Consider the following 24,552-nt stretch of genomic DNA (forward strand, 5'->3'; position numbering starts at 1 on the left):
ACCCGCCGAGGAGGGGCGCCCCTCACCCGCCGGACAACGCCCCCCACGCGCTGACGGCCATCCACCCACCGGCGATGGCGGCGATCCACAGCAGGGTCGTCCTGGCCTCCCGCTCCAGCACCGGGATGAACCGCTCGAGCCGCGGCCAGACCCGGTCACCCACCGCTCCGGCCAGCCCGATGAGGACCAGCGCCGGGAGGATCATCACCAAGCAGTACCCCGCCAGCACGAGCAGCCGCACCGGCCAGCCGATCTCCATCCCGGAGATGATCGCCGTGCCCGCGAGGTACGGCACCATCGTGGCCGCCTCGGTGAGCGCCGCCCCCGCGCCGAGCGCCACCATCGCAGCCGGCGCGAGGGATTGCGGGGCCGGGCGGGGCCCGGTGCGGGTCCTCGGCGTGGGGGCGAGGATGCCGAACGCCAGCAGCACGACCCCCAGTGCGAGCTTCACCCACTGGGCGGGCTCGGTCTCGAAGGCCCGCAGGAACGGCCCCGTGAGCGCCTCGATGCCGACCACCAGCGCCACCCCGAGGGCGAAGTAGATGGCCACCACCGTCACGAGGTAGACGGTCAGCGGCCCCACATCGACCCTCCGCCGCGAGACCACCAGCGCGAGGGGGATCACCAGGGTGCCCACGCTCAGGCTGTCGAGCAGCGCCAGTCCGGCCAGGGCCAGCAGGTCTCCCATGATGCGCCTCTCTTACGATCGTATGACGAGGTGCAGAGCGTACCTTACGGTCGTACGAGAGGATGTGGCCATGCCGACCGACCCGATGCCGCGGCCCGCCGGGGCCCCGCCACCCACCCAGGTGCGCCTGGCCGAGGCGGCGATCCGCGTCATCGCCCAGCAGGGGTTCGATGTGGTGAGCGTGCGCACGGTGGCGGCCGAGTCCGGGCTCTCGGCCGGCACGGTCCAGTACCACCACCCGACCCGGCAGGACCTGCTCGTCGCGGCCCTGACCCGCTCCGCCGAACGGCAGGCCGCCCGCGTGGAGACCGCCGTCCGCGCTGACCCCGCCACGTCGGAGTCCTTCCGCCGGGCCCTGCTGGTGGCCCTGCGCGAGCTCCTCCCGCTCGAGGGGGAACGCCACGAGGACGCCGCGGCCTGGGTGAGCTTCGGGGCGGCAGCCTCGACCCGCCAGTGGTTGGCCGACCTCTACTGGGTCGTGCTGCAGCAGATGCGCGATGGGGTGCGGACCCTCCTCGAGAACGCACAGGCCGCCGGCCGGCTCCGTGAGGGGCTGAACCCGGAGGAGGCGACGCGGGTGGTGACGGCGTTGGTCAACGGGTTGACCCTCGACGTCCTGAACGCCCCTGCGCCAGAGCGCGACCGGGCGGAGCAGGCGCTGGACCTCGGCCTGTCGCTGGTCCTGACCGACTGAGGTCGGGGGTCCCACCGCATCCCTTGCGACCCGGGGCCGCCAGTGGAACGGTGGCGGGGGTCACCCCGCCCACCCCACCGCACCCCGAGAGGCCCTCCCTCATGAACACCGCCACCGCCACCGCATCCGCCGACCTGCCGGCCACCATGCTCGCCGCCGTCTGGCAGGGCGACTCGCCGAAGCTCACCGTGGAGGAGATCCCCGTCCCGCAGCCGCAGGAGGGCGAGGCGCTGGTCCGCGTCACCGCCTGCGGCGTCTGCCACACCGACCTGCACGTGCTCAAGGGCGAGGTCGCCTTCCCCGGCCCGGCCGTGGTCGGCCACGAGATCAGCGGCACGATCGCGCAGGTGGGCCCGGGGGTCGAGGGGCTGGCGACGGGCGACCGCGTCGTCGGCGCCTTCGTCATGCCGTGCGGCCACTGCCGCCACTGCGAGCGCGGCCGCGACGACATGTGCGAGACCTTCTTCGCCGAGAACCGCCTCAAGGGGAACCTGCTGGACGGCACCAGCCGCCTCACCCGCCCGGACGGCTCGCGGCTGTCCATGTACTCGATGGGGGGCATGGCCGAATTCGCGGTCGTGCCAGTCACGGCCCTCACGGCGCTGGACGAGGCACTGCCCATGGATAGCTCGTGCGTGCTGGGCTGCGCCGGCTTCACGGCCTACGGGGCGCTCGCCGCATCGGGCCTGCAGGCCGGGGAGTCGATGGCGGTGGTCGCCGTCGGCGGGGTGGGCTCCAGCATCGTGCAGATGGGCAAGCACCTGGGCGCGAGCGCGGTGGTGGCCCTGGACGTCACGGACGAGAAGCTGGCCGGCGCCCGGGTACTGGGCGCCACGCACACGGTCAACACGGCAGCGACTGACGACCCCGCGGCCGCCGTGCGTGAGGCGGTGCCCGGCGGCGTGGACGTGGTCTTCGAGGCGCTCGGCCGGCCGGAGACCTTCGAGCTCTCGCAGTCGCTGCTGGCCGACGGCGGCCGCATGGTGGCCGTCGGCATCGCCGCCGGGGACGCCACCGCGCGCGTGCCGATCACGCAGCTGGTGCGCCGTGGCCACACCATCCGGGGCTCGTTCGGAGCCCGCACCCGCAAGGACCTCCCCGCGGTGGTCGCCCTGGCCGCCGAGGGCGGGTTCGACGTTGCCGGCGCCGTGACGCGCACCTATGGCCTCGATGAGGTGGACCGCGCCTACCGCGACCTCGCCGAGGGGCGCATCACCGGCCGCGCGATCGTGGTGATGGGGCGATGACCCGCGCTCCGATCCGATGGTGGGCCGGCCCCCTCGACGCCGAGGGCCTGGCGTGGTCGTCAGTCACCGCCGCCCGCGACGCCACGGGGGAGCTGTGCCGGGCCCGCGGGCTGACGGTGGAGGTCGGCACCCGGCCCGCGCTCGTGGCCAGCGCGTTCGCCGCCATCGAGCACCTGCGCGTGCACGGGCGGGAGGCCCAGGGGTGGGCACCGCTCTCGGGCTTCTTCCCCACCGCCGAGGGATGGGTGCGCCTGCACGGCAACTACCCGCACCACGCCGCGGCGATCACCCGGGCCACCGGCGCCGGCACCCGTGAGGAGCTCACCGACGCCCTGGCCGAGCGCACCGCCCTCGAGGTGGAGGACGACATCACCGCCGAGCACGGCATCGCGGTGGCCGTGCGCACCTCCGAGCAGTGGCAGGCCCACCCGCACGGGGCGTCCACGGCCAACGAGCCGTGGGTTCTGCCCGAACCGGGCGGCGAGCGTGCGCCGCTGTCCCCCGACCCGGCTGCACCAATGGCCGGGGTGCGCGTGCTCGACCTCACCCGCGTCATCGCCGGCCCCACCTGCTCCCAGCTGCTGGCCTGCCTGGGAGCCGACGTGCTCCGCATCGACCCGCCGGGGCGCCCCGAGCTGCTGGACCAGCACCTCTCCAACGGTATGGGCAAGCGCTCGGCGGAGCTCGACCTACCGGCCGACGGCGAGGCGGTGAGGGCGCTGCTCCCCCGGGCCGATGTGGTACTCGTGGGCTACCGCCCCGGCTCGATGGCGCGCTTCGGGCTCGACCCGGGCACGCTGGCGGCGGAGCACCCGCACCTGGTGGTCGCGTCGCTCTCCGCGTGGGGCGAATCGGGCCCGTGGGCGCAGCGCCCGGGGTTCGACTCCATCGTCCAGGCGGCCACCGGCATCGCGGTCCGGTGCGGGGACGGCGAGCGCCCGGGCGCGCTGCCGGTGCAGGCCCTCGACCACTCCACCGGCTACGTGATGGCCGCGGAGGTGCTGCGGCACCTGGCCCGGGCGCGTGCCGGCATCGTGCGGGTCAGTCTGCTCGGCGCTGCCCGCACCCTGCTGGCCGCACCGGCTCCTGCCGACGAGCCCCTCGAGGACCTGCCCGCCGAGCGGGTGGAGGTCGACTCACCGCACGGGCACCTGGGGACGACCCCGCCCCCGCTCACCCTCGACGGCGCGACGATCGAGCGCCCCGTCAGCGGCTACGGCGCCGCGATGCCGGAGTGGGTGGGCTGAGCCGCGCCCCCACCCCAGCGTGTGGAGCCCCTCGAGCGCCAGCAGGCGCGCGTCAGACGTGACCAGGGTGAGCGACTCCAACATCGCCTGCGCCGCCATCATCGGGTCGAAGGGGTCCCGGTGCCCCCACTGCAGCAAGCCCGCGAGGGTCGTCGAACCGGGCGGGGTCGTCGATCAGCAATCGGCGACCTTCGGCCAGGACGGCGTCGTTCGCCGTGTCCCACGACAGGTCAAGAGCTTCGGCAATCCTGGCGATCGTCAGATGCTGGGCCACCAGGCCAACCAAGGCCCAGCGCACCGCTGCCCGTGAGAGCTTCGCCCGTGGCTCGGCTGCGGCCGTGGTGTCCTGACGCCACACCCGTCGGCAGGTCGCGCAGCGATAGCGACGCACCCTGACCAGCAGCGTTGTTGGCCGCCCTCTGCAGGGCTCGTGCGCCAGGCGCTGCCCGACCACGACGAGGCCGAGCTCGTCCAGGCGGCAGAACGTGGTCAGGTCAGGGCAGTGGAAGGTAGCGTCGCTCACGTCGAGGTCTTCTGGATGGGTTGGTGTAGGAACCCCCATCATCAGGGGACCTCGACCCAACTCCCGACCCCGTCACGCCACCGCCGCTACACCCTCAGATCGGATGAGCCGGTTAGGCTCATCCGATCTGAGGGTGTAGTCGTGGTCTGAAGCCGCCGGCTTCGAGGAGGCTCCTGGCGATGTAGTGGGTCAGGTTCCGGAAGCCCAGGGCGGAGCCGCGCAGGTGTTCGAGACGGCCGTTGATGGCCTCGGTGGGGCCGTTGCTGGTGCCGGGCAGGTCGAAGAACGCCAACACGTCCGCGGCGCGCTTGGTGAGGGTCCGTCCAAGCGTGACAAGTTCGCTCAGCGCGGCCGGGACGCCGCGTGCCAGGGAGTCGATCACCGCGGTCATGAGAGTCCGGCCCTGGGAGCGGTCGGGGTGGCGGTAGGCGGTGATCATGCGCTGGTAGATGCCCCAGGTCACTTCGACCTCGATGTGTTCGTCGGCGGCGAACAGCGCTTCCAGCCGGGTCTTCTGCTTGTCGGTGAGCAGGTCGGCGCCGGTGTGCAGGGTCCGCCGGGCGCGGTAGAGCGGATCCTTGGCGCGGCCGCGGTGGCCGTGCAGATCGAGCTGGACCCTGCGCCTGCAGCGGTCCAGGGCGTCACCGGCCAACCTCACCACGTGGAAGGGGTCCATCACTGCGGTCGCGTCGGGCAGCTCCTCGGCAGCAGCGGTCTTGAAGCCGGTGAACCCGTCCATCGCGACCACCTCCACGCCGTCGCGCCAGGTCTTCGGGCGGGCGGCGAGCCAGGTCTTGAACGCGCTCTTGGACCGGCCTTCGACCATGTCCAGAAGACGGGCCGGTCCGGTGCCGTCACGGATCGGGGTCAGGTCGATGATGACGGTGACGTACTTGTCCCCACGGCGGGTGTGCCGCCACACGTGCTCATCGACGCCGATCACGCGGGCGCCGTCGAACCGGGCGGGGTCGTCGATCAGCAACCGGCGACCTTCGGCCAGGACGGCGTCGTTCGCCGTGTCCCACGACACGTCAAGAGCTTCGGCGATCCTGGCGACCGTCAGATGCTGGGCCACCAGGGCGACCAAGGCCCAGCGCACCGCTGCCCGTGAGAGCTTCGCCCGTGGCTCGGCTGCGGCCGTGGTGTCCTGGCGCCACACCCGAAGGCAGGTCGCGCAGCGGTAGCGACGCACCCTGATCAGCAGCGTCGTCGGCCGCCATCCGAAGGGCTCGTGCGCCAGCGACCGCGAGACCGTGTCACGCACGACGCCCTCGGCTCCGCACCCGTGGCAGAACGCGTCGTCACCGCGCGTCGCGACGCGGCACTCCAGCACCGCACGGTCGGGCGCCAGGCGCTGCCCGACCACGACGAGGCCGAGCTCGTCCAGGCGGCAGAACGTGGTCAGGTCAGGGCAGTGGAAGGTAGCGTCGCTCACGTCGAGGTCTTCTGGATGAGTTGGTGTAGGAACCCCCATCATCAGGGGACCTCGACCCAACTCCCGACCCCGTCACGCCACCGCCGCTACACCCTCAGATCGGATGAGCCACTTTCCGTTCTCGTCGCTTGGGAGAGCCGAGAGGATTTTCCGTGAGCTACAGGTACCGGCAGACCTGGTCCGCGCTGCACGAGTCGGGGTCGGGCTGCGCGGCGTCGTGCCTGAGCTCGGCGATGGTGTCTCGGAGCGCTGTGAGCTGGGCGATCTGCTGCTCGATCTCGGCGAGGCGCGCGTCGAGGAGATCGCGCACGTGCTCGCAGGGAGCAGCGCCGCCGTCGCGGATGTCGAGGATCTGGCGGATCTGGGCGAGGGTGAGGCCCGCGGCCTGGCCGCGGTGGACGAAGTCGATCCGGGCGGCCGTCTCGGGCGCGTAGTCGCGGTATCCGGACGGCGTGCGCTCGGCCGGGGGCAGCAGGCCCTGCTCCTCGTAGAACCGCAGCGTCTTCGCCGTCGTTCCCGCCCGCTCGGCGAGTTCCCCGATGCGCATCGCAGGCCCCCTTTTCTTTCGGCAGAAGCCTTCTTGACCTTCCCCTGCACTGGAAGGTCCAGTATGGCCGAGAAAGAAGAGAAACCCAAGTGACGGGAGCTGCGATGCCCACGAAGTACGACCTCGCCATCATCGGATCGGGCGGTGGTGCGTTCGCCGCCGCGATCCGCGCGACCACGCTCGGCAAGTCGGTGGTGATGATCGAGCGCGGGACGCTCGGTGGCACCTGCGTGAACACCGGCTGCGTGCCGTCGAAGGCCCTGATCGCCGCGGCCGACGCACGGCACTCCGCGGCCGACGCCGCCGACCGGTTCCCGGGGATCGCGACGACGGCGGGGCCAGTGGACATGCCCGCCCTGATCGCCGGGAAGCAGGCGCTGGTCGAGTCGCTGCGGGGCGAGAAGTACGCCGACGTCGCCGACTCCTACGGTTGGGCCGTCCGCCGCGGCGACGCCGCGTTCGCCGGCACCCCCGACGCACCGGTCCTCCAGGTCGCTGGGGACGACGGGAGCACCGAGACGATCGAGGCCGGGCACTACCTGGTCGCGACCGGCTCTCGGCCGTGGGCCCCGCCGATCGACGGCCTGGACCAGACCGGGTACCTGACCTCGACCACGGCGATGGAGCTGACCGAACTCCCTGAGTCCCTGCTCGTGCTCGGCGGCGGCTACGTCGCCCTGGAGCAGGCGCAGCTGTTCGCCCGGCTCGGCTCCCAGGTCACCGTGCTGGTCCGGTCCCGGCTCGCGTCGAAGGAGGAGCCGGAGGTGTCCAGGACGCTGCAGGAGGTGTTCGCCGACGAGGGCATCCGGGTGGTCCGCCGCGCGCTGCCGACGCGGGTGTCCCGCGACGCCGCGACCGGGCAGGCCGTCGTCACCGCGGACGTCGCCGGCGGCCGGGAGGAGTTCCGCGCCGACCAGGTGCTCGTCGCCCTCGGACGACGACCGGCCACCGATGGGCTCGGCCTCGACAGGGTCGGGGTCAAGACCGGGGACCTCGGCGAGGTGGTCGTCTCCGACCGGATGCAGTCCTCCCACCCGCGGATCTGGGCCGCGGGCGACGTGACCGGCCACCCCGAGTTCGTCTACGTCGCCGCCCACCACGGCACCCTCGTCGCCGAGAACGCGTTCGCCGACGCCGATCGGGCCGTGGACTACGCCCGACTGCCGAGGGTGACGTTCACCGGCCCGGCGATCGGCGCGGTCGGGATGACCGAGAAGGACGTCGTCGCCGCCGGGATCCGCTGCGACTGCCGCGTCCTGCCCCTGCACCACGTGCCCCGCGCACTGGTCAACCGCGACACCCGCGGCTTCGTCAAGATCGTCGTGGACGCCGACACCGGGAAGATCCTCGGCATCACCGCCGTCGCCAAGGACGCCGGCGAGCTCGCCGCCGCCGGGGTCCACGTGCTCGGCAAGACGGTCGCCGAGGTCGCCGACGCCTGGGCCCCCTACCTGACCATGGCCGAGGGCATCCGGATCGCCGCCAAGGCCTTCACCACCGACCCGTCGCTCCTGTCGTGCTGCGCGTGAACGAACTGGAGGAACCCACGATGTCTGACCTCAGCATGCAACTGCCCGAGCGGCTCAGCCGACTGGGAGAGACCGGCCTGCTCATCCCGCTGCTGCGGCTGCTCGCCGACGGTGACCCCGTCACCGTCCAACAGCTGTCCGTGGCTGCGGGCCGCACGATCGACGAGGTACGGCTCGGACTGGCCGCGATGCAGGACACCGAGTACGACGACCAGGGCCGAATCGTCGGCCAGGGCCTCACGCTGCGCCCTACACCGCACCGGTTCACCGTCGACGGTGAGGAGCTCTACACCTGGTGCGCCCTGGACACCCTCATCTTCCCGGCCCTCCTCGATCGCCCAGCGCGCGTGGAGTCCGTCTCCCCGGCCAGCGGAGAGACGATCCGCGTCACCATCGATCCGGTTGCCGGTGTCACCGGCGTCACACCCCCGAGCGCCGTGGTGTCGCTGGTGAACCTGGAGCAGATCACCTCGATCCGCTCGGCCTTCTGCAACCAGGTGCACTATTTCGCCTCCGTCGACGACGCCACCGGGTGGCTCTCTGAGCATCCCGGTGCCGAGGTGGTGTCGGTGGCCGAGGCCTACCGGATCGGCAACGAGCTCACAACGAGCCTGCTCGACCTGCTTCAGGACGACACCCCGGTGGCCGACGACTGTCCCCGCTGCTGTTGACCCGCGACACAGAAGGATTCGAGGCTCTTCATAGATGAGGGTGTAGGGCATGTCGCGCGGTCGGGTGGCGCGTCGGTGTGGGGGTAGGGGTCGAGGTCTTCCGAGGATGGAGGTTCCTACACGCCCATCTCGAAAGACCTCGACATGTACGACGCTACCGTCGGTGGCCGCGCTGATTTGTTCGACCACCCTGACCTGACTGCCTTCTGCCGTCTGGACGTGCTCGGCCTGGAAGCAGTGGGCCAACGGCTCGAACCCGACCGTGCCGTGCTGGCCTGCCGGGTCGTGGAGCCGGACCAGTGGTGCCGGCGGTGCGGTTGTCAGGGTGTCCCGCGTGACACCGTGACCCGGGAACTGGCCCATGAACCGCTGGGCTGGCGCCCCACGACTCTGCTGGTCACGATCCGCCGGTACCGGTGCGCCGGGTGCGGTCATGTGTGGCGGCAGGACACCACCGCCGCGGCCGAACCACGAGCGAAGATCTCCCGGGCCGGGCTGCGGTGGGCACTCGAAGGGATCGTGGTCGGGCACTTGACGATGTCTCGCGTCGCCGAAGGCCTCGGTGTTGCCTGGAACACCGCGAACGACGCGGTCCTGGCCGAAGGCAAGCGGGTCTTGATCGATGACCCAGCCCGGTTCGACTCGGTGCGTGTCCTCGGCGTAGACGAGCACGTGTGGCGCCACACCCGCAAGGGCGACAAGTACGTGACCGTGATCATCGACCTCACCCCGGTTCGCGACGGCACTGGCCCGGCCCGGCTACTGGACATGGTCGAAGGCCGCTCCAAGGCCGTGTTCAAGACCTGGCTGGCCGACCGCGACCAGCCCTGGCGCGACAGGGTCGAGGTGGTCGCGATGGACGGGTTCACCGGCTTCAAGACCGCCGCCGCCGAGGAGGTCCCCGACGCGGTCGCGGTGATGGACCCCTTCCACGTCGTTCGACTGGCCGGCGACGCCCTGGATGCGTGCCGACGCCGGGTCCAGCTCACGATCCACGGCCACCGAGGATTCAAGGACGACCCGCTCTACAAGGCCCGCCGAACCCTGCACACCGGCGCGGACCTGCTCCCCGACAAGCAGAACGACCGCCTGCACGCGCTCTTCGCGGCAGAGGAACACCTCGAGGTCGAGGCGACCTGGGGGATCTACCAGCGCATGATCGCCGCCTACCGCCACCAGGACCGGCGCCAGGGCCGGGAGTTGATGGACAAACTGATCACAGACCTGGGCGCCGGCATCCCGCAGCCACTGGTCGAGCTCACCACGCTGGGCCGGACCCTGGCCAAGCGCGCCGCCGACGTGCTCGCCTACTTCGACCGGCCCGGCACATCCAACGGGCCCACCGAGGCCCTCAACGGACGCCTGGAACACCTCCGCGGCTCCGCCCTCGGCTTCCGCAACCTCACCAACTACATCGCCCGCAGCCTGCTCGAGACCGGCGGCTTCAGACCCCACCTACACCCTCATCTGTGAAGAGCCCGCAATCTCTCAACATCCTCGAACTGGGCCCTTACGGGGAACCGAGGCGTGGGCAAGACCGTCCTGATGCTCCGATGCGCCCAGATCGCACGGGATGCTGGCCACATGGTCCTGGGCTGGCAGGGGCAACCCCAGACCACGCTGCACGGCATCCTGACCACCGCACTGCAGATGGGCCCACCACCCAACCCCGGTCTCGCGGTCCCTCTCACCCAGCTCACCAATGCCCACGACGCCCCCGGCATCGCCAGGACACTGAGCGACATTGCCGCCGCCCAGCAGGAGCGCACCGGGGCAGGAATGATCCTCTGCATCGACGAGGTCCAGATGCTGTCCCCCCAGGACCTCACCACGTTCCTGACGGTGCTCACCCGCCTCCGGGACGCCCACCCGCAAGCACCTGTCCTCTTCGTCGGTGCAGGACTACCCGCCACGCACCAGCGCATCGCACAGATCACGCGGGCCCACGACCTGCCCGATGACCTCGTGCAGTTCCACGACCTGCCCCAGAACCTCACGGCGGACCAAGTCGCGGAGGCGCTGCGCCCGGTGGCCCGACGGCACGGTGTCGACTGGCACCCCGAGGCCCTCGAGGCCGTGCACCGTGCGACGCTCGGACACCCCGCCCACGTCCAGCTCCTGGCCGCCGAGGTCTGGACCCGCACCACAGGACTCCTCATCCAGTCCGCGGACGTCCACCACGCGCTGCCGGCCGCCGGGGAGTTGGTGGACACCATGTACGTCACCCCACGGTGGAGTCACATGCCCGAACTCCAGCGGGCCTACCTCACAGCAGTGGCCCTGTGTGCCCACCCCGCAGAGACCGACCGGGTCAGCGCCATGCTCGAGCAAGCACCCGAGCGGCTGGCAGATGCCCATGCAGCACTCCTGCGAGCGGGTGACCTCTACTCCCCGCGCGACGGGCACGTGGGCCTGGCCCACCCCCTGGCCCGGTTCAGCATCCCGATGCGCTACAACGCCGACACCGAAGGCACCCCGAGCCTGCCCTACCTGGAGGACATGGCCAGGGCCCGGGACTCCTGGTGACGGCGACCTCTCAGAGCGCCGCGCGGCGCTGACGCACCTTCTCCCGGGCCGCTGCCTCCACTTCGCGGTCCCAAGCAAGACCCGCCGCCCGGAACTCCTCCACGCTCACCGAGTCGTCCTCCTGCAGCCTCCACAACTCGTGGTCCCGATCCACGGGCATCCCGTTGGAGAAGGTCACCCTGTTGATCTCCATGGCCACCTCGTCCTCCTCGTCCTCGGGGAACTCGTCCTCCTCGACCTCCGGAGGCAGCAGCACCATCTCGCTCATCACGATCTCCTCGGCCTGCCGCTTGATGTTCGTCAGGATCCCCGCCCGCGTCAGGTAGTCCGCATCCCGGATCCGCTGCGCGTGCTGCACCTCCAGACTGCGGGAGATGTCGAACACCTGGTCCTCCACCTGCTCACCCAGGCTCGCGAAGAACTCCTCCGGGTCCCCCAGCTGCGCGACCCGCTCCGGCAGGTACTTCGTCCAGTGCTCCTTCGCACGCACCCCGTACGTGTTCATCCCCGCACTCCTCTCCCGGCCTCCGGCCGGCCGTTCTCGCTTCCGTGACACCGCACGGGCCCGTGGACAACGCCCAGGGGCCCGGACACCCGCAGCGAAACACCGCTCACCGACAACCTCTCCGCGTCCAGAAGACCAGCGCCGCAGCGCCCCTCACCCGCGCGGCTTCGTGCACCTGGACGCCCTCTGACTGCACGCCTCGAGCCCGTCACGCACCGTGACGCGTTCGTCGGGCCTCACGAAGCCCACGTTCCCCCAACCCGAAGTGCCACACACCTCTTGCATCCACGGCGCCGTTTATCGTTGCAACGTGTACTTACCGGTGTCCCACAGACAGGAATCTCGTCCCGATGACCAGCCGAACTGGCGACAACATCAACGTCCCCAACCGCCCCGGCCGCCGCCTCCCCGGGCAGCAGGTGACGTGTGGATGGTGCGGCGAAGCGGTGGACGTTCCACGCCGCGGACGCGTGCCGAAGTGGTGCTCCGCCGCGTGCCGTCAGCGGGCGTGGCAGCACAAGAAGGCAGCCGAGTCGGAGCGAGCAGCGGTCGACGTCGTACAGCAGACGGTGGAGGTCTACCGGGGCGAGAAGATCGTGGAGAAGATCGTCCAGGTTCCCGTCATAGACCGGCCGAAGACGGGCGCCGAGTGGGCGCAGGTGCTGCAAAAGTTGTCCTGGACCCTGTCAACCGATCGCCTCGATGAGGCCGACCTACGCCTCATCCACACCCAGCTGAGCTCCGCCGTCGTGGCCTATGAACGGCGCTGGGAGCGGCTCGCTCGGCGCCGGGGCGACCGCCTCTGACACGGCACGAGGGCCCTCATCCGGTGACCAGCCGCGCAGCCGTTACGTCGGCGTTTGCGTCCACCTGCGCAAGCCCAACGCCACCGAGCCCTGATGGCCTGTGGACGACGCACCTCACCCGAGGCCGCGTCCGCGCTCTACTGCCCTTGCCACGTCTGAACAGCAGACGGCCAGACAGTAAGGAGAACCATGGGCAAGGCACGTCGAAGCAAGCTCCAGCGCCGCAGCGCGGCCCTCGTGGAGACCCGACGAGTGGGCGACGAGTTCACCGTCCGCCGCCTGGGCCACCACGAGGACGACCTGCGCCTGGAAGCCACTGACCTCCTGAGGCCAGTGGGCATGACCGACCGAAACGGGGACCTGTATGACCCCCGCGGCTCAACGGTGCACCACAACCTGGCCATCCTCAGCGCAAAGGGCGCCTCCCACGTTCGCAGAGCAGTTCCGGTTGTCATCGCGGCGCTACAGGGAACACGAGTCGTCGGCACGGTGTGGCTTCGTTCGCTTGGTGGCGGGGTTTTTGCAGCGCTCCGTGGCGGTCTTGTTGCCGCGATCACGCAGGACTGGCTGCAGGTAGGTGTCGCGGTCTGAACCGAGAGGGGTGCGCCCAGTCGGGGCCGTTTGGATCGCTGCCGCTACGTCAGAGTCCGAAGGCTCCGCCGCTGACGAGGATCACGATGCCGAGGCCGATGAGAACGATGGGGAAGAGGATGTGCTCCCAGCGTTCGAGCACTTCGGCGATCGGGGGGCGGGTGGCGACGAACTTTGCCAGGGCCACCAGGACCGCGACGAGCGCGAGGAAGACGATGCAGTAGGCGACTACTGCGAGAGGTTCCACGCTGAGGAAGACAGGGGTGTAGACGCCGATGTTGTCGCCGCCGTTGGCAAGGGTGACGCCTGCGACTGTCCACACGCCGACCTTCTTGCCGGCAACCTTGGCCTCATCGTCATCGTCGTCATCGTCTCCGCGCCAGGCCTGCCATGCGGCCCAGAGGCCGAGGCCCAGAGGGATGAGACCGAAGTACGGGATGGCTGCCGAGGGCAGGAATGCTCCGGCACCGATGGTCACCAGGACCGCGGCACCGAGGATGCCGGCGAATCCGAGGTACTGGCCGGCCAGAATGCGGGCGGTAGTGCCGCGCTGGCCTGCCCCTCGCGCGAAGAAGAGGGAGAGCACGATGATGTCGTCGATGTTGGTCGCTGCGAACAGGCCCATCGCCTGCAAGACCGAGGTGAGGGTCATGCGCCCTCCCCAGCTGCGTCGCATCCGGGAAGCGAGCAGGCGGGATCGATGCACGGGGCGTCTTCGTCCACTGCCAGGGTGGCATCGACCAGTGCCGTCAGCGCCTGCGCCAGGTGCGAATCGGCGATCTCATATCGTGTCCGACGCCCCTCGGGCTCGGAGACGACGATCCCGCAATCGCGCAGGCATGCCAGGTGGTTGGACACGTTCGGGCGTGTCAGGTCCAGATCTCGGGCCAGTTCCGCTGGGTAAGCGGGATGGTCGAGCAGGGTCAAGATGATCCGGGATCGAGTGGGGTCGGCCAGTGCACGACCCAGGCGGTTCATCACGTCGAGACGCGAAGCAATAGTCAGCATGGACTGAACTATACAGCACGCACTGAACACTCGGTCACAGGCGTCAGCCCAGATCGCATGCCCGTAAGGGGAACCCTCACCGGACACCACCGCTACTTATCGAGAGGAAGGACGGCACGCCTGGCGGGCTGTCCCGTAAGACCCGTCCGGTGAACTGTCCGGTGAAGGGGGGCTATATGACACACATGGAGAGCATGTCCCCCTCGAAGGTCGGCTATGCCCGAGTCTCCACCGACGAGCAGGACCTGACCGCGCAGCGTGACGGACTCGCGGCGTTCGGCGTCGATCCCAAGCGCATCTACGTCGATCACGGGCTCACGGGCCGCAACGCCGACCGTGAGGGCCTGCGGCAGGCGCTGGCTGCCTGTCGGGACGGCGATACGTTCGTGGTCACCAAGCTCGATCGGCTGGCGCGTTCAGTCCGTGATGCCCACCAGATCGCCGACGACCTCGCGGCGCGGGAAGTGAAGCTGAGCATCGCCGGATCGGTGTACGACCCGACCGACCCGATGGGGAAACTGTTGTTCAACGTGTTGGCGATGGTCGCCGAGTTCGAAGCCGACCTCATCCGTGCCCGCACCCGCGAGGGGATGAAGGTCGCCAAGGCCAAGGGCCGGCTGCGCGGGAAGTCACCGAAACTCACCCCCCGGCAAGAAGCTCACCTCGTCCAGCTACATGCTGCCGACGAGCACACCGTGGGCGAGCTGGCCGAGCTGTTCAGCGTGGGCCGCTCCACGGTCTACCGCGCCCTTCAGCGCGCCGAGCGCGGGCGCGAGAACGCCTTGCAGTAGGTGCGTCGTGGACGCTCGAGCGCGGTGGCGAATCCTCAGGCTCCACGTCGAGGACCAGGTGCCCCTCGCGCGCTTAGCTCGCGAGACCGATGTAGGGCTGCGGACCCTGGAGCGCTGGCACGCCCGCTACCGCGCCGACGGCTACGCCGGACTGGAGACAGCCTCACGGGCGGACGCCGGCTCCCGGAACTCCTCGAGGAGACGCCGGACATGCCCGCGACGGTGCTGGCCGAACGGGTCGGGTGGACCGGCTCGATCCGCTGGTTCCGTGACAACGTCAACCGTCTCCGGGTCGATCACCGCCCGATCGACCCGGCCGACCGGCTCACCTGGACGGCCGGGGACGTGGCTCAGCGCGACCTGTGGTTCCCGCCTCGCAAGATCCTGCTCGAGGACGGCTCGCGCACCCTGCTGCCGGTGCTGGTCATGACGTGCGGGTACTCCCGGTTCACGCTCGGGCGGATGATCCCGACCCGCAAGACACCGGACCTGCTCCTGGGCACGTGGGAGCTGCTGGACCAGCTGGGTCGGGTACCTCGCCGGCTGATCTGGGACAACGAGCCCGGCATCGGACGCGGCAAGCTGACCGAGCCGGTCGCGGTGTTCGCCGGGACGCTGGCCACGAAGGTGGTGCTGCTACCACCGCGGGACCCCGAGTCCAAGGGTATCGTCGAGCGTCGCAACCGCTTCTTCGAGACCTCCTTCATGCCCGGGCGCCACTTCGCCTCTCCGGGCGACTTCAACGCCCAGTTCACCGACTGGCTGTCCACCGCGAACGCCCGGACGGTGCGCACGATCAAAGCCCGCCCGACCGAGCTGCTGGCAGCGGACAAGGAGGCGATGCTGGCGTTGCCGCCGGCGGTGCTGCACCTGGGCTGGCGCAACCACGTCCGCCTGGGCCGGGACTACTACGTGCGCGTCGACACCAACGACTACTCCGTGCACCCGCGCGCGATCGGGGCCCGGGTCGACGTGGCCGCCGACCTCGACGTCGTGCGGGTCCGTCACGGGGGTCAGCTGGTGGCTGAGCACCCGCGCCGCTGGGCCCGGAGCATGACGATCACCGACCCCGCCCACGTCACCGCCGCGGCCGGGCTGCGGCACGCCTACCAGCACCCCAGGTCCCGTCCCGAGGCCGACGACCTGGTCCGGGACCTGGCCGACTACGACAAGGCGTTCGGGATCGACGCCGGCGAGCTGGAGTCGCGATGAGCCGCAAGCCGACCTCCGCCGGCACCGAGTCGCTGAAGCAGATCACCCACCTGGCCGCGGCGTTGAAGGCGCCGCGGATCACCGAGTCCGCCGCCCGCCTGGCCGACCACGCCCGCGACACCGGATGGACCCACGAGGACTACCTGGCCGCGGTCCTGGAACGTGAGGTCGCCGCCCGCAACGCCTCCGGCGCCCGGTTGCGCACCCGCGCCGCCGGTTTCGGTGCGGTCAAGACTCTGGACGACTTCGAATTCGACCACCAACCCGGCGCCCGCACCCCGATCCAGGCCCTGGCCTCGGGTGCGTACCTGGCCGAGCACCGCAACGTCGTCCTGCTCGGGCCGCCGGGCACCGGTAAGACGCACCTGGCCACCGCCCTGGGCGTCGCCGCCGCCCGGCAGGGACACCGGGTCCTGTTCGCCACCGCCACCGACTGGGTCACCCGACTGACTGAGGCCCACGACCGCGGCCGCCTGGCCGCCGAGCTCACCCGGCTACGCCGCTACAGCCTGATCATCGTCGACGAGGTCGGCTACCTACCGTTCGAGCAGTACGCCGCCAACCTCTTCTTCCAGCTCGTCTCCTCCCGCTACGAGCACGCCTCCCTCATCCTGACGTCCAACCTGCCGTTCAGCTCCTGGGCCGGCGTCTTCGGCAACCAGGTCGTCGCAGCCGCGATGATCGACCGCATCGTCCACCACGCCGACGTCATCGCCCTCAAAGGCGCCTCCTACCGGCTCCGCGACCGCGGCGTCGAGACCCTGCCCAGCATCAAGGCCGAGCAGGAATCCCTAGACTGAAACCGTTCACTCTTCGACCGCCGAAACCGTCCAGTTTTCGAGCGCCGTCGACAAGGATGGGATCCGCTCGCGTCAACGCTGTCTCGAGTGACCCGCACGCCCGTCGTCTGCAGCGGCAACCGCTTGGCCGTGCGCACCTGCCATGCCGCGCGTCCAGGCACCATGAGGAACTAGTGGTCGAGCCCGCGGCCACCTCGTCGGGCAGGTACAAGGTACCTGAGGCCGGGTCCCGCGGCGGGTACAGCCGCCGTAGGCCGGCGACCGTGACCTGAAACCCTCCCAGGGTCACCACCGACTCGACTCTTCCGCTGCGCGACCAGTGGACGGTCTGCAGCCCTCACTGACAGCGATCCGCGATGCCTGATGTGACCTGCCCGGATGGTGGGCTGGGCAGGCATGGCACCCGCTCGCCTGTACAGATCTGGACTCTCCCTCGGACCGCGACCGGTTCCCTGGGTGCTGCGGCCAAGCTTGGTCTTGCGCTCCTTGACCCGTTCGAGGGCGTGGGCACCCACATATCGTGCGCCTCTGCCCACGGCTCGTGAGCCGGCGCGTGGAGGACCGGCGGGCGACGGTTTCCTCACAAGCCGAACGCGCCGCCTTCGATCAGGATGACGATGCCCAGCCCGATGAGGACCAGGGGGAAGAGGATGTGCTCCCAACGTTCGAGCACCTCAGCGATCGGCTTGCGGGTGGCGACGAACTTCGCTACTGCGACGAGCACGATGACCAGGGCCAGGAACACGACACAGTAGGCCACGAGCGCACCGGTGCCGACGGCGAGGAACACTGGCACGTAGACCCCGATGTTGTCTCCGCCGTTGGCGAACGTCACTGCGGCCACCGTCAGGGCGCTGATGGGCCGATCCGCGATGGTGTCGTCGTCATCGTCCCCGTTACGCCACACCTGCCAGGCGGCGTGGATGCCCAGCAGCAGCGGGATGAGACCGAAGTACAGGATCGCCTCGTCGGGTAGGAACAGCCCGGCCCCGAGAGTCACCGCCACCGAGGCGAGGAGGATGCCGCCGAACCCCAGGTACTGGCCGGCGATGATCTTGGCGGTGGTACCTCGTTGTCCGGCTCCGCGGGCGAAGAACAGGGACAGGACGATGATGTCGTCGATATTGGTGACCATGAAGAGGCCGATTGCCTGTAGCGCGGCGGTGATCGTGTTCATCTATCTTCGTCTCCTTCGGTCGGCCCGTTCCGGGTCGTGCCAGGTCTTCTGGGGTCTGCAGCGGGTTCGGTGGGCACGACGGCGAGTGCCGGTGGATGCCCGTTGCTGTCACGGACGGGCGTGCTGCTTCGGCGGCATGATGGGAGCTTCAACCTCTCGTGCCCTTCGCCAGCCGTCGCCCCAGCGGCATGGTTCTGCCAGTCGCGTCCTGAGACGGGCAGGCGGTCAGCACATCCCCAGTAGTGACTGACGGCGCTGGTGTGGGCCACGCCAGCCGCTGCTCGGGGATCTCAGCGCCAGTCTTCGAGCGTCACCGGTGCCGGTCGGTGATGTCCGATGTGGCGCGCTGGGCAGCTGCCGGCTCCTAGGCTTGGTCGGCCGTTCGCTCCGGGCGGGCGTGCAACAGGGCGATCACGATGAAGCCGGTGACCAGGAACGTGTCCGCGAGGTTGAAGGTGGGCCACCAGCCGGTGTGCAAGTAGTCAGTCACTGTGCCGTCGCGGGCGCGGTCGACGACGTTGGCGACGGCGCCGCCGATGACGGCGCCGCCGGCGATCCGTTCGACCCACCCGGCGTCCGGCGCCCTGCGCCACGCGTATGCGATCAGGGCCAGGCAGATGACGGCGGTGACGGCGACGATCACGCCGACGGGAAGCTCGTCACCCATGCCGAACGCCACGCCCGAGTTGTAGGCCAGCCGAAGCCGGAGCACCCCGAGGTCGACCGTGGAGCCGGCCAGCTGCGCCTCGGACGCGGCCTTGGCACCCAGGTCGATCGCTGCGGCGGCCAGGGCTGCCAGCAGGACGAGCGCGCGGCTCGCTCGGGCGCGCGGCACGGCCCGGCTGGTAGCGCTGGTCACCTTGCCCCCGCTTCGGCTGGTGTCCGAGCTGGCGCCACCTGGGCGGGCGGCGCCGGGGGAAGCGGGCGGGCGCGGCCGGCGCGCACGCCGTTGCCGATCACCAGGATCTCCGCGATCTCGTGGACCAGTACCACGGCCGTCAGTCCGAGCACCCCCAGTGCGGCCAGCGGGATCAGGATGGTGATCAGGGCCAGGGAGAGGCCGACGTTCTGCAGCATGATCGCCCGGGCACGGCGTGCGTGGGTGAGGGTGTGCGGCAGGTGGCGCAGGTCCTCACCCATGAGGGCGACGTCGGCTGTCTCGATGGCCACGTCGCTGCCCATGGCGCCCATCGCGATCCCGACGTCCGCGGTGGCCAGGGCCGGAGCGTCGTTGACGCCGTCGCCGACCATCGCGGTCGGTCGCTCGGCGCGCAGTCGGTGAACGATGGTCGACTTGTCCTCGGGGCGGAGCTCGGCGTGCACCTCGGTGATACCGGCCTGGGTGGCGAGAGCGGTCGCGGTGCGTTCGTTGTCACCGGTGAGCATGGCGACCTGGTAGCCGCCCGCACGCAGCCGGGCGACCACTTCGGCGGCCTCGGGGCGCAGGTCGTCGCGGACGGCGACGGCACCGACCACGGTCCCGTCGCACTCCACCAGCACCGCGGTGGCGCCTGCCTCCTGCATGCCGGCCACCGCCCCGGCCAGCTCGCCGGTCGGGATCCAGCCGGGACGACCCAGGCGAACCGGCATCCCGTCGATGGTCCCGGTCAACCCCGCGCCGGTGACCGCCTGGACCCCGTCGGCGTCGCGATGCTCGGGAACGGCGGCCAGGATCGCGCGGGCCAGCGGGTGCTCGCTGCGGGCCTCCAGCGCGGCCGCGATGTCGAGGACCCCCTCCCGGGTCCGGCCGGTGACGGTGGCCACCTCCACGACCGCCGGTTCGTTGCGGGTCAGGGTGCCGGTCTTGTCCAGGGCGACGGCCCGGACCCGGCCGAGCGCCTCGAGGGCGGCGCCTCCCTTGACCAGCGCGCCGATGCGGCTGGCGGCGCCGATGGCGGCGACCACGGTGACCGGCACGGAGATCGCCAGGGCACACGGGGAGGCGGCGACCAGGACCACCAGGGCCCGCTCGATCCAGGTGGCGGGGTCGCCGAGCAGGCTGCCGGCCACGGCGATGAGAGCGGCAAGGACCATGATGCCGGGCACCAAGGGTTTGGCGATCCGGTCCGCGAGCCGCTGGGCGTCCCCCTTGCGGGACTGCTCGGCCTCGACGATGCTGACGATCCTTGCCAGGGAGTTGTCCTCGGCGGTGGTGGTGACCGCGACCTCGAGAACCCCGGTACCGTTGATGGAGCCGGCGTACACCGTGTCCCCGGGCCCGGCCTCGACCGGGACCGACTCGCCGGTCAAGGCAGAGACGTCCAGGGCGGTGCGGCCGGTGCGGATGACGCCGTCGGTCGCGACCCGTTCCCCGGGCCGGACCAGCAGGAGATCGCCGATCGCGAGGTCGGCGGGGGCGACGGTGACCTGGGTGCCGGCGCGGAGGACGGTGGCCTCCGCCGGCACCAGCGAGAGCAGGGCTCTCAGCCCGCGGCGCGTGCGGGCCACGGCGTACTCCTCCAGCCCCTCGCTGATGGAGTACAGGAACGCCAGCATCGCGGCCTCGGCGACCTCCCCGAGGATGACCGCGCCGACCGCGGCGATCGTCATCAGGGTCCCCACGCCGATCTTGGCCTTGACCAGCCGCCTCAGCGTGCTCGGGACGAACGTCCAGGCGCCCAGCGCCAGGGCAACGGCGTTCAGCCCGGTCACCACACCTTCGGAGGCGCCGGAGCGGTCGGCGATGAGGCCGGCGATCAGGAAGAGTCCGGCCAGCGCGGCGAACCTCAGCTCGCTGACCTCCCAGAGCCGCTCCGGCCCGCGCTCCTCCAGCTCACCTTCGTCGTTGCGCGGCTCCTCGTCGGCGCAGCCGCACGCCGTACTCATCGGGTCTCCCAAGTGGCCGTCGAGGTGCCGTAGGTGGGGCACAGAGCCACCGTCTGCCCCGTCGCGGCCAGCAGGGTTTCGGCCGAAGTGAGCAGGTCCATCAGTTCCGGGCGGGTCAGCGAGTAGAAGGATTGCCGGCCCACCGCTCGGTACTCCACCAAGCCGCACTCGCGCAGGTATCCCAGGTGCGCCGACACCGTGGACTGGGCCAGCCCCAGCCGGTGCTCCAGGTCCACCACCCGCACCTCCCCCGATGCCAGCTGCCGCACGATCGCCAGCCGCACCGGATCGGCCAGCCCGCGAAACATGGCCGTTGCCGGCGCCAACGTCGCCCGCTCCTCTTGCATCATCGCCATGCCCCGATGATACCCTGTAGTCTAGATGCATCGTCAAATCAGGATCGGGGCTGATCGTTGGTGTTGACTCGTATAGGCGTCGCCGGAGAGAGGTGTCCGTCCACAATGTTGGCGAACAGGACCGAGACGTGGGTGGTCGACAGTCCGCCTCGCCGGATGCTGCAACGCTGGTACGAGGCGCCCACACTGCGGCGGCTCGCTGCCGGCGGGCTCCCGGGTCGTGGAGATCGGCTGCGGCGCCGGTTACGGCACGTCGCTGATCCTGGACTACTTCGGTGCTGGACACGTCGACGCGGTTGACCTCGATGAGCGAATGGTCGGCAGGGCGCGGCGACGTCTGCGCCACCATGCGAACCGGGCGCGGCTCGCGGTGGGTGATGCCACGGACTTGCGCGCCGTCTTCGGTGCGGGCGAGGCGGCGTACGACGCCGCGTTCGATTTTCGCGATCGTGCACCACATCGAGGACTGGCGCACGGCGCTGGCTGAGATCGGCCGGGTGCTGCGGCCGGGCGGGTCTTCTACTTCGACGAGGTCACCGCTCACGCCTTGGCCCGGCCCAGCTACCGGGCCCTGTTCGACCACCCCGAACACGATCGGTTCACCGCCGAGCAGTTCTTGGACGAATTGCCCCACCACGGCCTGCAGACCCTGGGCTCGATCACCCGCCGCGGGGACTACCTGCTCGGCGCCGCCCGGCGCCGCTGAGCAGTTCGGTGTCCCAGTGTGCAGGCAGCGCAGCCCGATCGAAGGGACAGGCCCAGAGGACCCAGACACAGGTGACACCGAGAAGCACGGCAGAGGTCATCACCGTTGCCGGGCTGCGCAAGAGTTTCGGCCCGACGCGGGCGCTGGACGGCCTGGACCTGGCCGTCGGCGCTGGTGAGGTGCACGGTTTCTTGGGGCCCAACGGGGCCGGGAAGACCACTATGGTCCGGATCCTGCTCGGTTTGATGCGCGCCGACGCCGGCATGGCCCGGCTGTGGGGGCGCGATCCCTGGCGCGATGCCACGCAGTTGCATCGGCGGATCGCCTACGTGCCCGGCGATGTCGCGCTGTGGCCCAGCCTGACCGGCGGTGAGGTGGTCGACCTGCTCGGCCGAATGCGCGGCGGCCTGGACGCGAGGCGCCGCGACGAGCTGCTCGAGCGGTTCGACCTCGACCCGCGCAAGAAGGGCCGCGCCTACTCCAAGGGCAACCGGCAGAAGTTCCCGTTGGTCGCGGCGCTGGCCTGCGACGCCGAGCTGCTGCTGCTCGACGAGCCGACCTCCGGGCTCGATCCGTTGATGGATGAGACTTTTAGGCAGGTCATCACCGAAGACCGGCAACAGCTGGGTCGCGCGGTGCTGGTGTCCAGCCACATCCTCAGCGAGGTCGAGGCGTTGTGTGATCGAGTCACCATCATCCGCGCCGGGCGGGCCGTAGAAACCGGAACGCTCGCCCAGCTGCGGCACCTGACCCGTGCCTCGGTCTCCGCCGAGCTGACCGGCTCGACCCAGGAGCTGGCAACGCTGGCCGGTGTCCAGGACCTGCAGGTTGACGGCACCCGGGTCCGGTTCAGTGTGGACAGCGCGGGGTTGCCGGGCGTGTTGAGCTTCCTCGGCGCGGCTGGGGTCCGCAGCGTGGCCTGTCAGCCACCCACCCTGGAGGAGCTGTTCCTGCGCCACTACGAGACCCAGCCCTCCCTTGCCGGGTCAGGACCCGGCGGGACCCGATGAGTACCTCGGTCAAGTCCTGGGGTGACTCTGTGGTGGGTACTGGTGCGCTGGTCCGGCTGCTCGTGCGCCGGGATCGCTGGCTGCTGCTGGCGTGGATCGTGCTCCTGGCCGGCTACCCGATCCTGGCCGTGGCGAACGCGTCGCCCGGCTACGTCGGTCTGGCCGAGTGCCCGGGGATGCTGATGCTCCATGGCCCGTTGTACGGCCAGGGCCGAGGTGCGCTGGCGACGTGGTCCTCGAGCGACATGTTGTGGATGTACGGCCTGGTCAGCATGCTGATCGTTATCAGGCATACCCGCGCCGACGAGGAGGCGGGTCGGCGTGAGCTGCTCGTCGTCACCGTGGTTGGTCGGCACGCCGGCCTGGTCGCGGCACTGGTTGTGACACTGGCCGGGAACCTGGTGCTGGCCGTGGTAACCGCGGCCGGGCAGATCGCCCAGCGCCTGCCCGCGGCGGGGTCGCTGGCCATCGGGCTTGAGCTGGCCGCGGTCGGGTGGACCTTCGCGGCAGTTGGGGCAGTGGTGGCGCAACTGACCGAGAGTGCCGCAGCCGCTCGGGGCATCGGCGGGGTCGTGCTCGGCGGCGCGTTCGTGCTCCGCGCCGTCGGCGACGTCATCAGCGTGGACGACGGCCCGCCGTGGCTGTCGTGGCTCTCCCCGCTGGGCTGGGCGAACGAGATCCGACCTTTCGCCGGTGAGCGATGGTGGCTCCTCGGCCTCTTCGCGTTACTCGTCGCCGCGCTCACCGCCGCGGCGGTGGCGCTGTCGGCCCGACGCGACGTCGGCGCTGGGCTGGTCCGACCCGGGCTTGGTGCGGCCCGGGCTACCCCGTGGCTGCGCGGACCACTGGCCCTGGCCTGGCGGCTTCAGCGGGGACCGCTGCTCGGATGGGTGGGCGGGCTGGTGGTGCTCGCCGGGGTGTTCGCCGGCGCCGCCGAGAGTGCCGGGGAGGTTTTCGCCGACAGCGAGCAGCTCAGGGGCATGTTCGAACGGCTCGGCGGCCGCGCCGGGGCCAGCGACGTGATCCTCGCCGGCACCTTCAGCATCCTGGGCATCATCGCCGGCGGCTATGCCGTACAAGCCGGACTGCGGCTGCGCACGGAGGAGGAGCAGCTCCGCGCCAAGCCCGTGCTCGTCACGGGCACCGCGCGCCTGCGCTGGGTCGCCAGCCACCTCGCTTTCTCGCTGCTTGGCCCCGCGGCGGCACTGGCCGCGGCCGGCTTGGTCGCTGGCCTGGTCTACGGCTTCAGCGTTGATGATGTCGCAGGACAGGTGCCTCGGCTGCTGGGTGCGGCCATGGTGCAGCTGATCGGTGTCTGGGTCCTCACCGGCATCGTGGTCACGTTGTTCGGCCTGATGCCCCGGCTCGTCCCAGCAGCCTGGGCGGCCTGGGTCGCGTTCCTCGTGTTGTTGCTCCTTGACGCGTTCGACGGGGTAAGCCAGAGTCTGCTCAACCTGTCCCCGTTCACCCATCCGCCGAAGTTGCCCGGTGGACCCCCTGACACGACCCCGCTCGGCTTGGTCCTCGGCACCGCGGCGGCGCTCGTGGTTGTCGGTCTACTCGGCTTCCGACGCCGCGACGTCGGCCGCACATAGCCACTGTCCTGGCCGCACCGGTGACAGTGAGTACGGTCGAGCGAGGCCCAAGGAAGGGAGCA

At 70.5% G+C, this 24,552-nt stretch carries 26 protein-coding genes and 2 pseudogenes; 17 read left to right on the forward strand and 11 right to left on the reverse strand.

Annotated features, from left to right (window positions below; translation table 11 throughout):
* Positions 1-22: 22 nt before the first annotated feature.
* On the reverse strand, positions 23-688 hold the full coding sequence (locus KSED_RS12495) for a GAP family protein (protein ID WP_015780444.1): 666 nt from the start codon (positions 686-688) through the stop codon (positions 23-25).
* Between the two features lie 70 nt (positions 689-758).
* Between KSED_RS12495 and KSED_RS12500 the strand changes: the two genes are divergently transcribed.
* From KSED_RS12500 to KSED_RS12510, 3 genes are all read left to right on the forward strand, one after another.
* Entirely contained in the window at positions 759-1,382 is a 624-nt protein-coding gene (locus KSED_RS12500; protein WP_015780445.1) for a TetR/AcrR family transcriptional regulator, read from the forward strand.
* 101 nt (positions 1,383-1,483) lie between these two features.
* On the forward strand, positions 1,484-2,629 hold the full coding sequence (locus KSED_RS12505) for a zinc-binding dehydrogenase (RefSeq protein WP_015780446.1): 1,146 nt from the start codon (positions 1,484-1,486) through the stop codon (positions 2,627-2,629).
* A complete protein-coding gene (locus KSED_RS12510; protein WP_015780447.1) occupies positions 2,626-3,876 on the forward strand; it encodes a CoA transferase in 1,251 nt (416 codons plus the stop codon). Before KSED_RS12505 ends, KSED_RS12510 begins: the two co-directional genes overlap by 4 nt.
* A 124-nt stretch (positions 3,877-4,000) precedes the next feature.
* Here the strand turns inward: KSED_RS12510 and KSED_RS14760 are convergent.
* The 3 genes and pseudogenes from KSED_RS14760 to KSED_RS12520 all read right to left on the reverse strand — a co-directional run.
* Positions 4,001-4,399: pseudogene (locus KSED_RS14760) on the reverse strand (ISL3 family transposase); the annotation flags it as partial.
* 118 nt (positions 4,400-4,517) lie between these two features.
* Entirely contained in the window at positions 4,518-5,834 is a 1,317-nt protein-coding gene (locus tag KSED_RS12515) for an ISL3 family transposase (RefSeq protein WP_015780262.1), read from the reverse strand.
* Between the two features lie 157 nt (positions 5,835-5,991).
* Complete coding sequence (locus tag KSED_RS12520) at positions 5,992-6,381, reverse strand: heavy metal-responsive transcriptional regulator (protein ID WP_010155367.1); 390 nt, start codon at positions 6,379-6,381, stop codon at positions 5,992-5,994.
* Between the two features lie 104 nt (positions 6,382-6,485).
* On the opposite strand from KSED_RS12520, the gene merA reads away from it, so the two are divergent.
* The 4 genes from merA to KSED_RS12540 all read left to right on the forward strand — a co-directional run bounded on the left by merA (position 6,486) and on the right by KSED_RS12540 (position 11,107).
* Positions 6,486-7,910: a mercury(II) reductase gene (gene merA, locus KSED_RS12525; RefSeq protein ID WP_010155368.1), complete on the forward strand. Its 1,425-nt coding sequence runs from the start codon at positions 6,486-6,488 to the stop codon at positions 7,908-7,910.
* A 20-nt stretch (positions 7,911-7,930) separates the two neighbouring features.
* Positions 7,931-8,581 (forward strand): organomercurial lyase MerB, encoded by a 651-nt coding sequence (gene merB, locus KSED_RS12530; RefSeq protein ID WP_010155369.1) that lies wholly within the window; start codon positions 7,931-7,933, stop codon positions 8,579-8,581.
* 144 nt (positions 8,582-8,725) lie between these two features.
* On the forward strand, positions 8,726-10,054 hold the full coding sequence (locus KSED_RS12535) for an ISL3 family transposase (protein WP_015780449.1): 1,329 nt from the start codon (positions 8,726-8,728) through the stop codon (positions 10,052-10,054).
* A 54-nt stretch (positions 10,055-10,108) separates the two neighbouring features.
* Entirely contained in the window at positions 10,109-11,107 is a 999-nt protein-coding gene (locus KSED_RS12540; protein ID WP_015780450.1) for a DUF8462 domain-containing protein, read from the forward strand.
* A gap of 10 nt (positions 11,108-11,117) precedes the next feature.
* Here the strand turns inward: KSED_RS12540 and KSED_RS12545 are convergent, their stop codons facing one another.
* On the reverse strand, positions 11,118-11,612 hold the full coding sequence (locus tag KSED_RS12545) for a hypothetical protein (RefSeq protein ID WP_015780451.1): 495 nt from the start codon (positions 11,610-11,612) through the stop codon (positions 11,118-11,120).
* A gap of 350 nt (positions 11,613-11,962) precedes the next feature.
* Between KSED_RS12545 and KSED_RS12550 the strand changes: the two genes are divergently transcribed.
* Positions 11,963-12,418: a hypothetical protein gene (locus KSED_RS12550; protein WP_143827390.1), complete on the forward strand. Its 456-nt coding sequence runs from the start codon at positions 11,963-11,965 to the stop codon at positions 12,416-12,418.
* A 189-nt stretch (positions 12,419-12,607) separates the two neighbouring features.
* Entirely contained in the window at positions 12,608-13,009 is a 402-nt protein-coding gene (locus KSED_RS14770; RefSeq protein WP_115306703.1) for a hypothetical protein, read from the forward strand.
* Positions 13,010-13,058: 49 nt separating this feature from the next.
* On the opposite strand, the gene KSED_RS12560 is transcribed toward KSED_RS14770, so the two are convergent.
* Together KSED_RS12560 and cmtR are read right to left on the reverse strand one after the other, a co-directional pair.
* Positions 13,059-13,661 (reverse strand): cadmium resistance transporter, encoded by a 603-nt coding sequence (locus KSED_RS12560; RefSeq protein WP_015780454.1) that lies wholly within the window; start codon positions 13,659-13,661, stop codon positions 13,059-13,061.
* A complete protein-coding gene (gene cmtR / locus KSED_RS14380; RefSeq protein ID WP_006590980.1) occupies positions 13,658-14,017 on the reverse strand; it encodes a Cd(II)/Pb(II)-sensing metalloregulatory transcriptional regulator CmtR in 360 nt (119 codons plus the stop codon). Before cmtR ends, KSED_RS12560 begins: the two co-directional genes overlap by 4 nt.
* Positions 14,018-14,211: 194 nt before the next feature.
* Here cmtR and KSED_RS12565 point away from each other — a divergent pair, with 194 nt between their 5' ends.
* From KSED_RS12565 to istB, 4 genes and pseudogenes are all read left to right on the forward strand, one after another.
* Positions 14,212-14,808, forward strand: a complete 597-nt coding sequence (locus KSED_RS12565) for a recombinase family protein (protein WP_041291718.1) — start codon at positions 14,212-14,214, stop codon at positions 14,806-14,808.
* Positions 14,693-14,950: pseudogene (locus tag KSED_RS15460) on the forward strand (helix-turn-helix domain-containing protein); the annotation flags it as partial. The gene KSED_RS12565 and the pseudogene KSED_RS15460, both read left to right, overlap by 116 nt.
* Positions 14,951-15,018: 68 nt before the next feature.
* Complete coding sequence (locus KSED_RS12570; protein WP_015780456.1) at positions 15,019-16,020, forward strand: Mu transposase domain-containing protein; 1,002 nt, start codon at positions 15,019-15,021, stop codon at positions 16,018-16,020.
* Positions 16,017-16,820, forward strand: coding sequence for an IS21-like element helper ATPase IstB (istB, locus tag KSED_RS12575; RefSeq protein WP_015780457.1), 804 nt, complete (start codon positions 16,017-16,019; stop codon positions 16,818-16,820). The genes KSED_RS12570 and istB overlap by 4 nt, the downstream gene beginning before the upstream one ends.
* Positions 16,821-17,400: 580 nt before the next feature.
* Here the strand turns inward: istB and KSED_RS12580 are convergent.
* The 4 genes from KSED_RS12580 to KSED_RS12595 form a co-directional block, all read right to left on the reverse strand.
* Positions 17,401-17,997, reverse strand: coding sequence for a cadmium resistance transporter (locus KSED_RS12580; RefSeq protein ID WP_015780458.1), 597 nt, complete (start codon positions 17,995-17,997; stop codon positions 17,401-17,403).
* Between the two features lie 364 nt (positions 17,998-18,361).
* A complete protein-coding gene (gene lspA / locus KSED_RS12585) occupies positions 18,362-18,856 on the reverse strand; it encodes a signal peptidase II (protein ID WP_041290965.1) in 495 nt (164 codons plus the stop codon).
* On the reverse strand, positions 18,853-20,823 hold the full coding sequence (locus KSED_RS12590) for a heavy metal translocating P-type ATPase (RefSeq protein ID WP_015780460.1): 1,971 nt from the start codon (positions 20,821-20,823) through the stop codon (positions 18,853-18,855). Before KSED_RS12590 ends, lspA begins: the two co-directional genes overlap by 4 nt.
* Entirely contained in the window at positions 20,820-21,179 is a 360-nt protein-coding gene (locus tag KSED_RS12595; RefSeq protein WP_015780461.1) for an ArsR/SmtB family transcription factor, read from the reverse strand. The genes KSED_RS12590 and KSED_RS12595 overlap by 4 nt, the downstream gene beginning before the upstream one ends.
* A gap of 220 nt (positions 21,180-21,399) precedes the next feature.
* Here KSED_RS12595 and KSED_RS15465 point away from each other — a divergent pair, with 220 nt between their 5' ends.
* The 4 genes from KSED_RS15465 to KSED_RS12610 all read left to right on the forward strand — a co-directional run bounded on the left by KSED_RS15465 (position 21,400) and on the right by KSED_RS12610 (position 24,490).
* Complete coding sequence (locus KSED_RS15465) at positions 21,400-21,666, forward strand: class I SAM-dependent methyltransferase (protein ID WP_237699537.1); 267 nt, start codon at positions 21,400-21,402, stop codon at positions 21,664-21,666.
* A gap of 60 nt (positions 21,667-21,726) precedes the next feature.
* Positions 21,727-21,885 carry a hypothetical protein gene (locus KSED_RS15470; protein WP_237699538.1) on the forward strand — a complete coding sequence of 53 codons (159 nt, stop codon included), beginning with the start codon at positions 21,727-21,729 and terminating at the stop codon, positions 21,883-21,885.
* 71 nt (positions 21,886-21,956) lie between these two features.
* A complete protein-coding gene (locus tag KSED_RS12605; RefSeq protein ID WP_015780462.1) occupies positions 21,957-22,895 on the forward strand; it encodes an ABC transporter ATP-binding protein in 939 nt (312 codons plus the stop codon).
* Positions 22,892-24,490, forward strand: a complete 1,599-nt coding sequence (locus KSED_RS12610) for an ABC transporter permease (RefSeq protein ID WP_015780463.1) — start codon at positions 22,892-22,894, stop codon at positions 24,488-24,490. Before KSED_RS12605 ends, KSED_RS12610 begins: the two co-directional genes overlap by 4 nt.
* Positions 24,491-24,552 lie beyond the last annotated feature (62 nt).

This window comes from Kytococcus sedentarius DSM 20547 (genome assembly GCF_000023925.1).
Taxonomy (GTDB): domain Bacteria; phylum Actinomycetota; class Actinomycetes; order Actinomycetales; family Dermatophilaceae; genus Kytococcus; species Kytococcus sedentarius.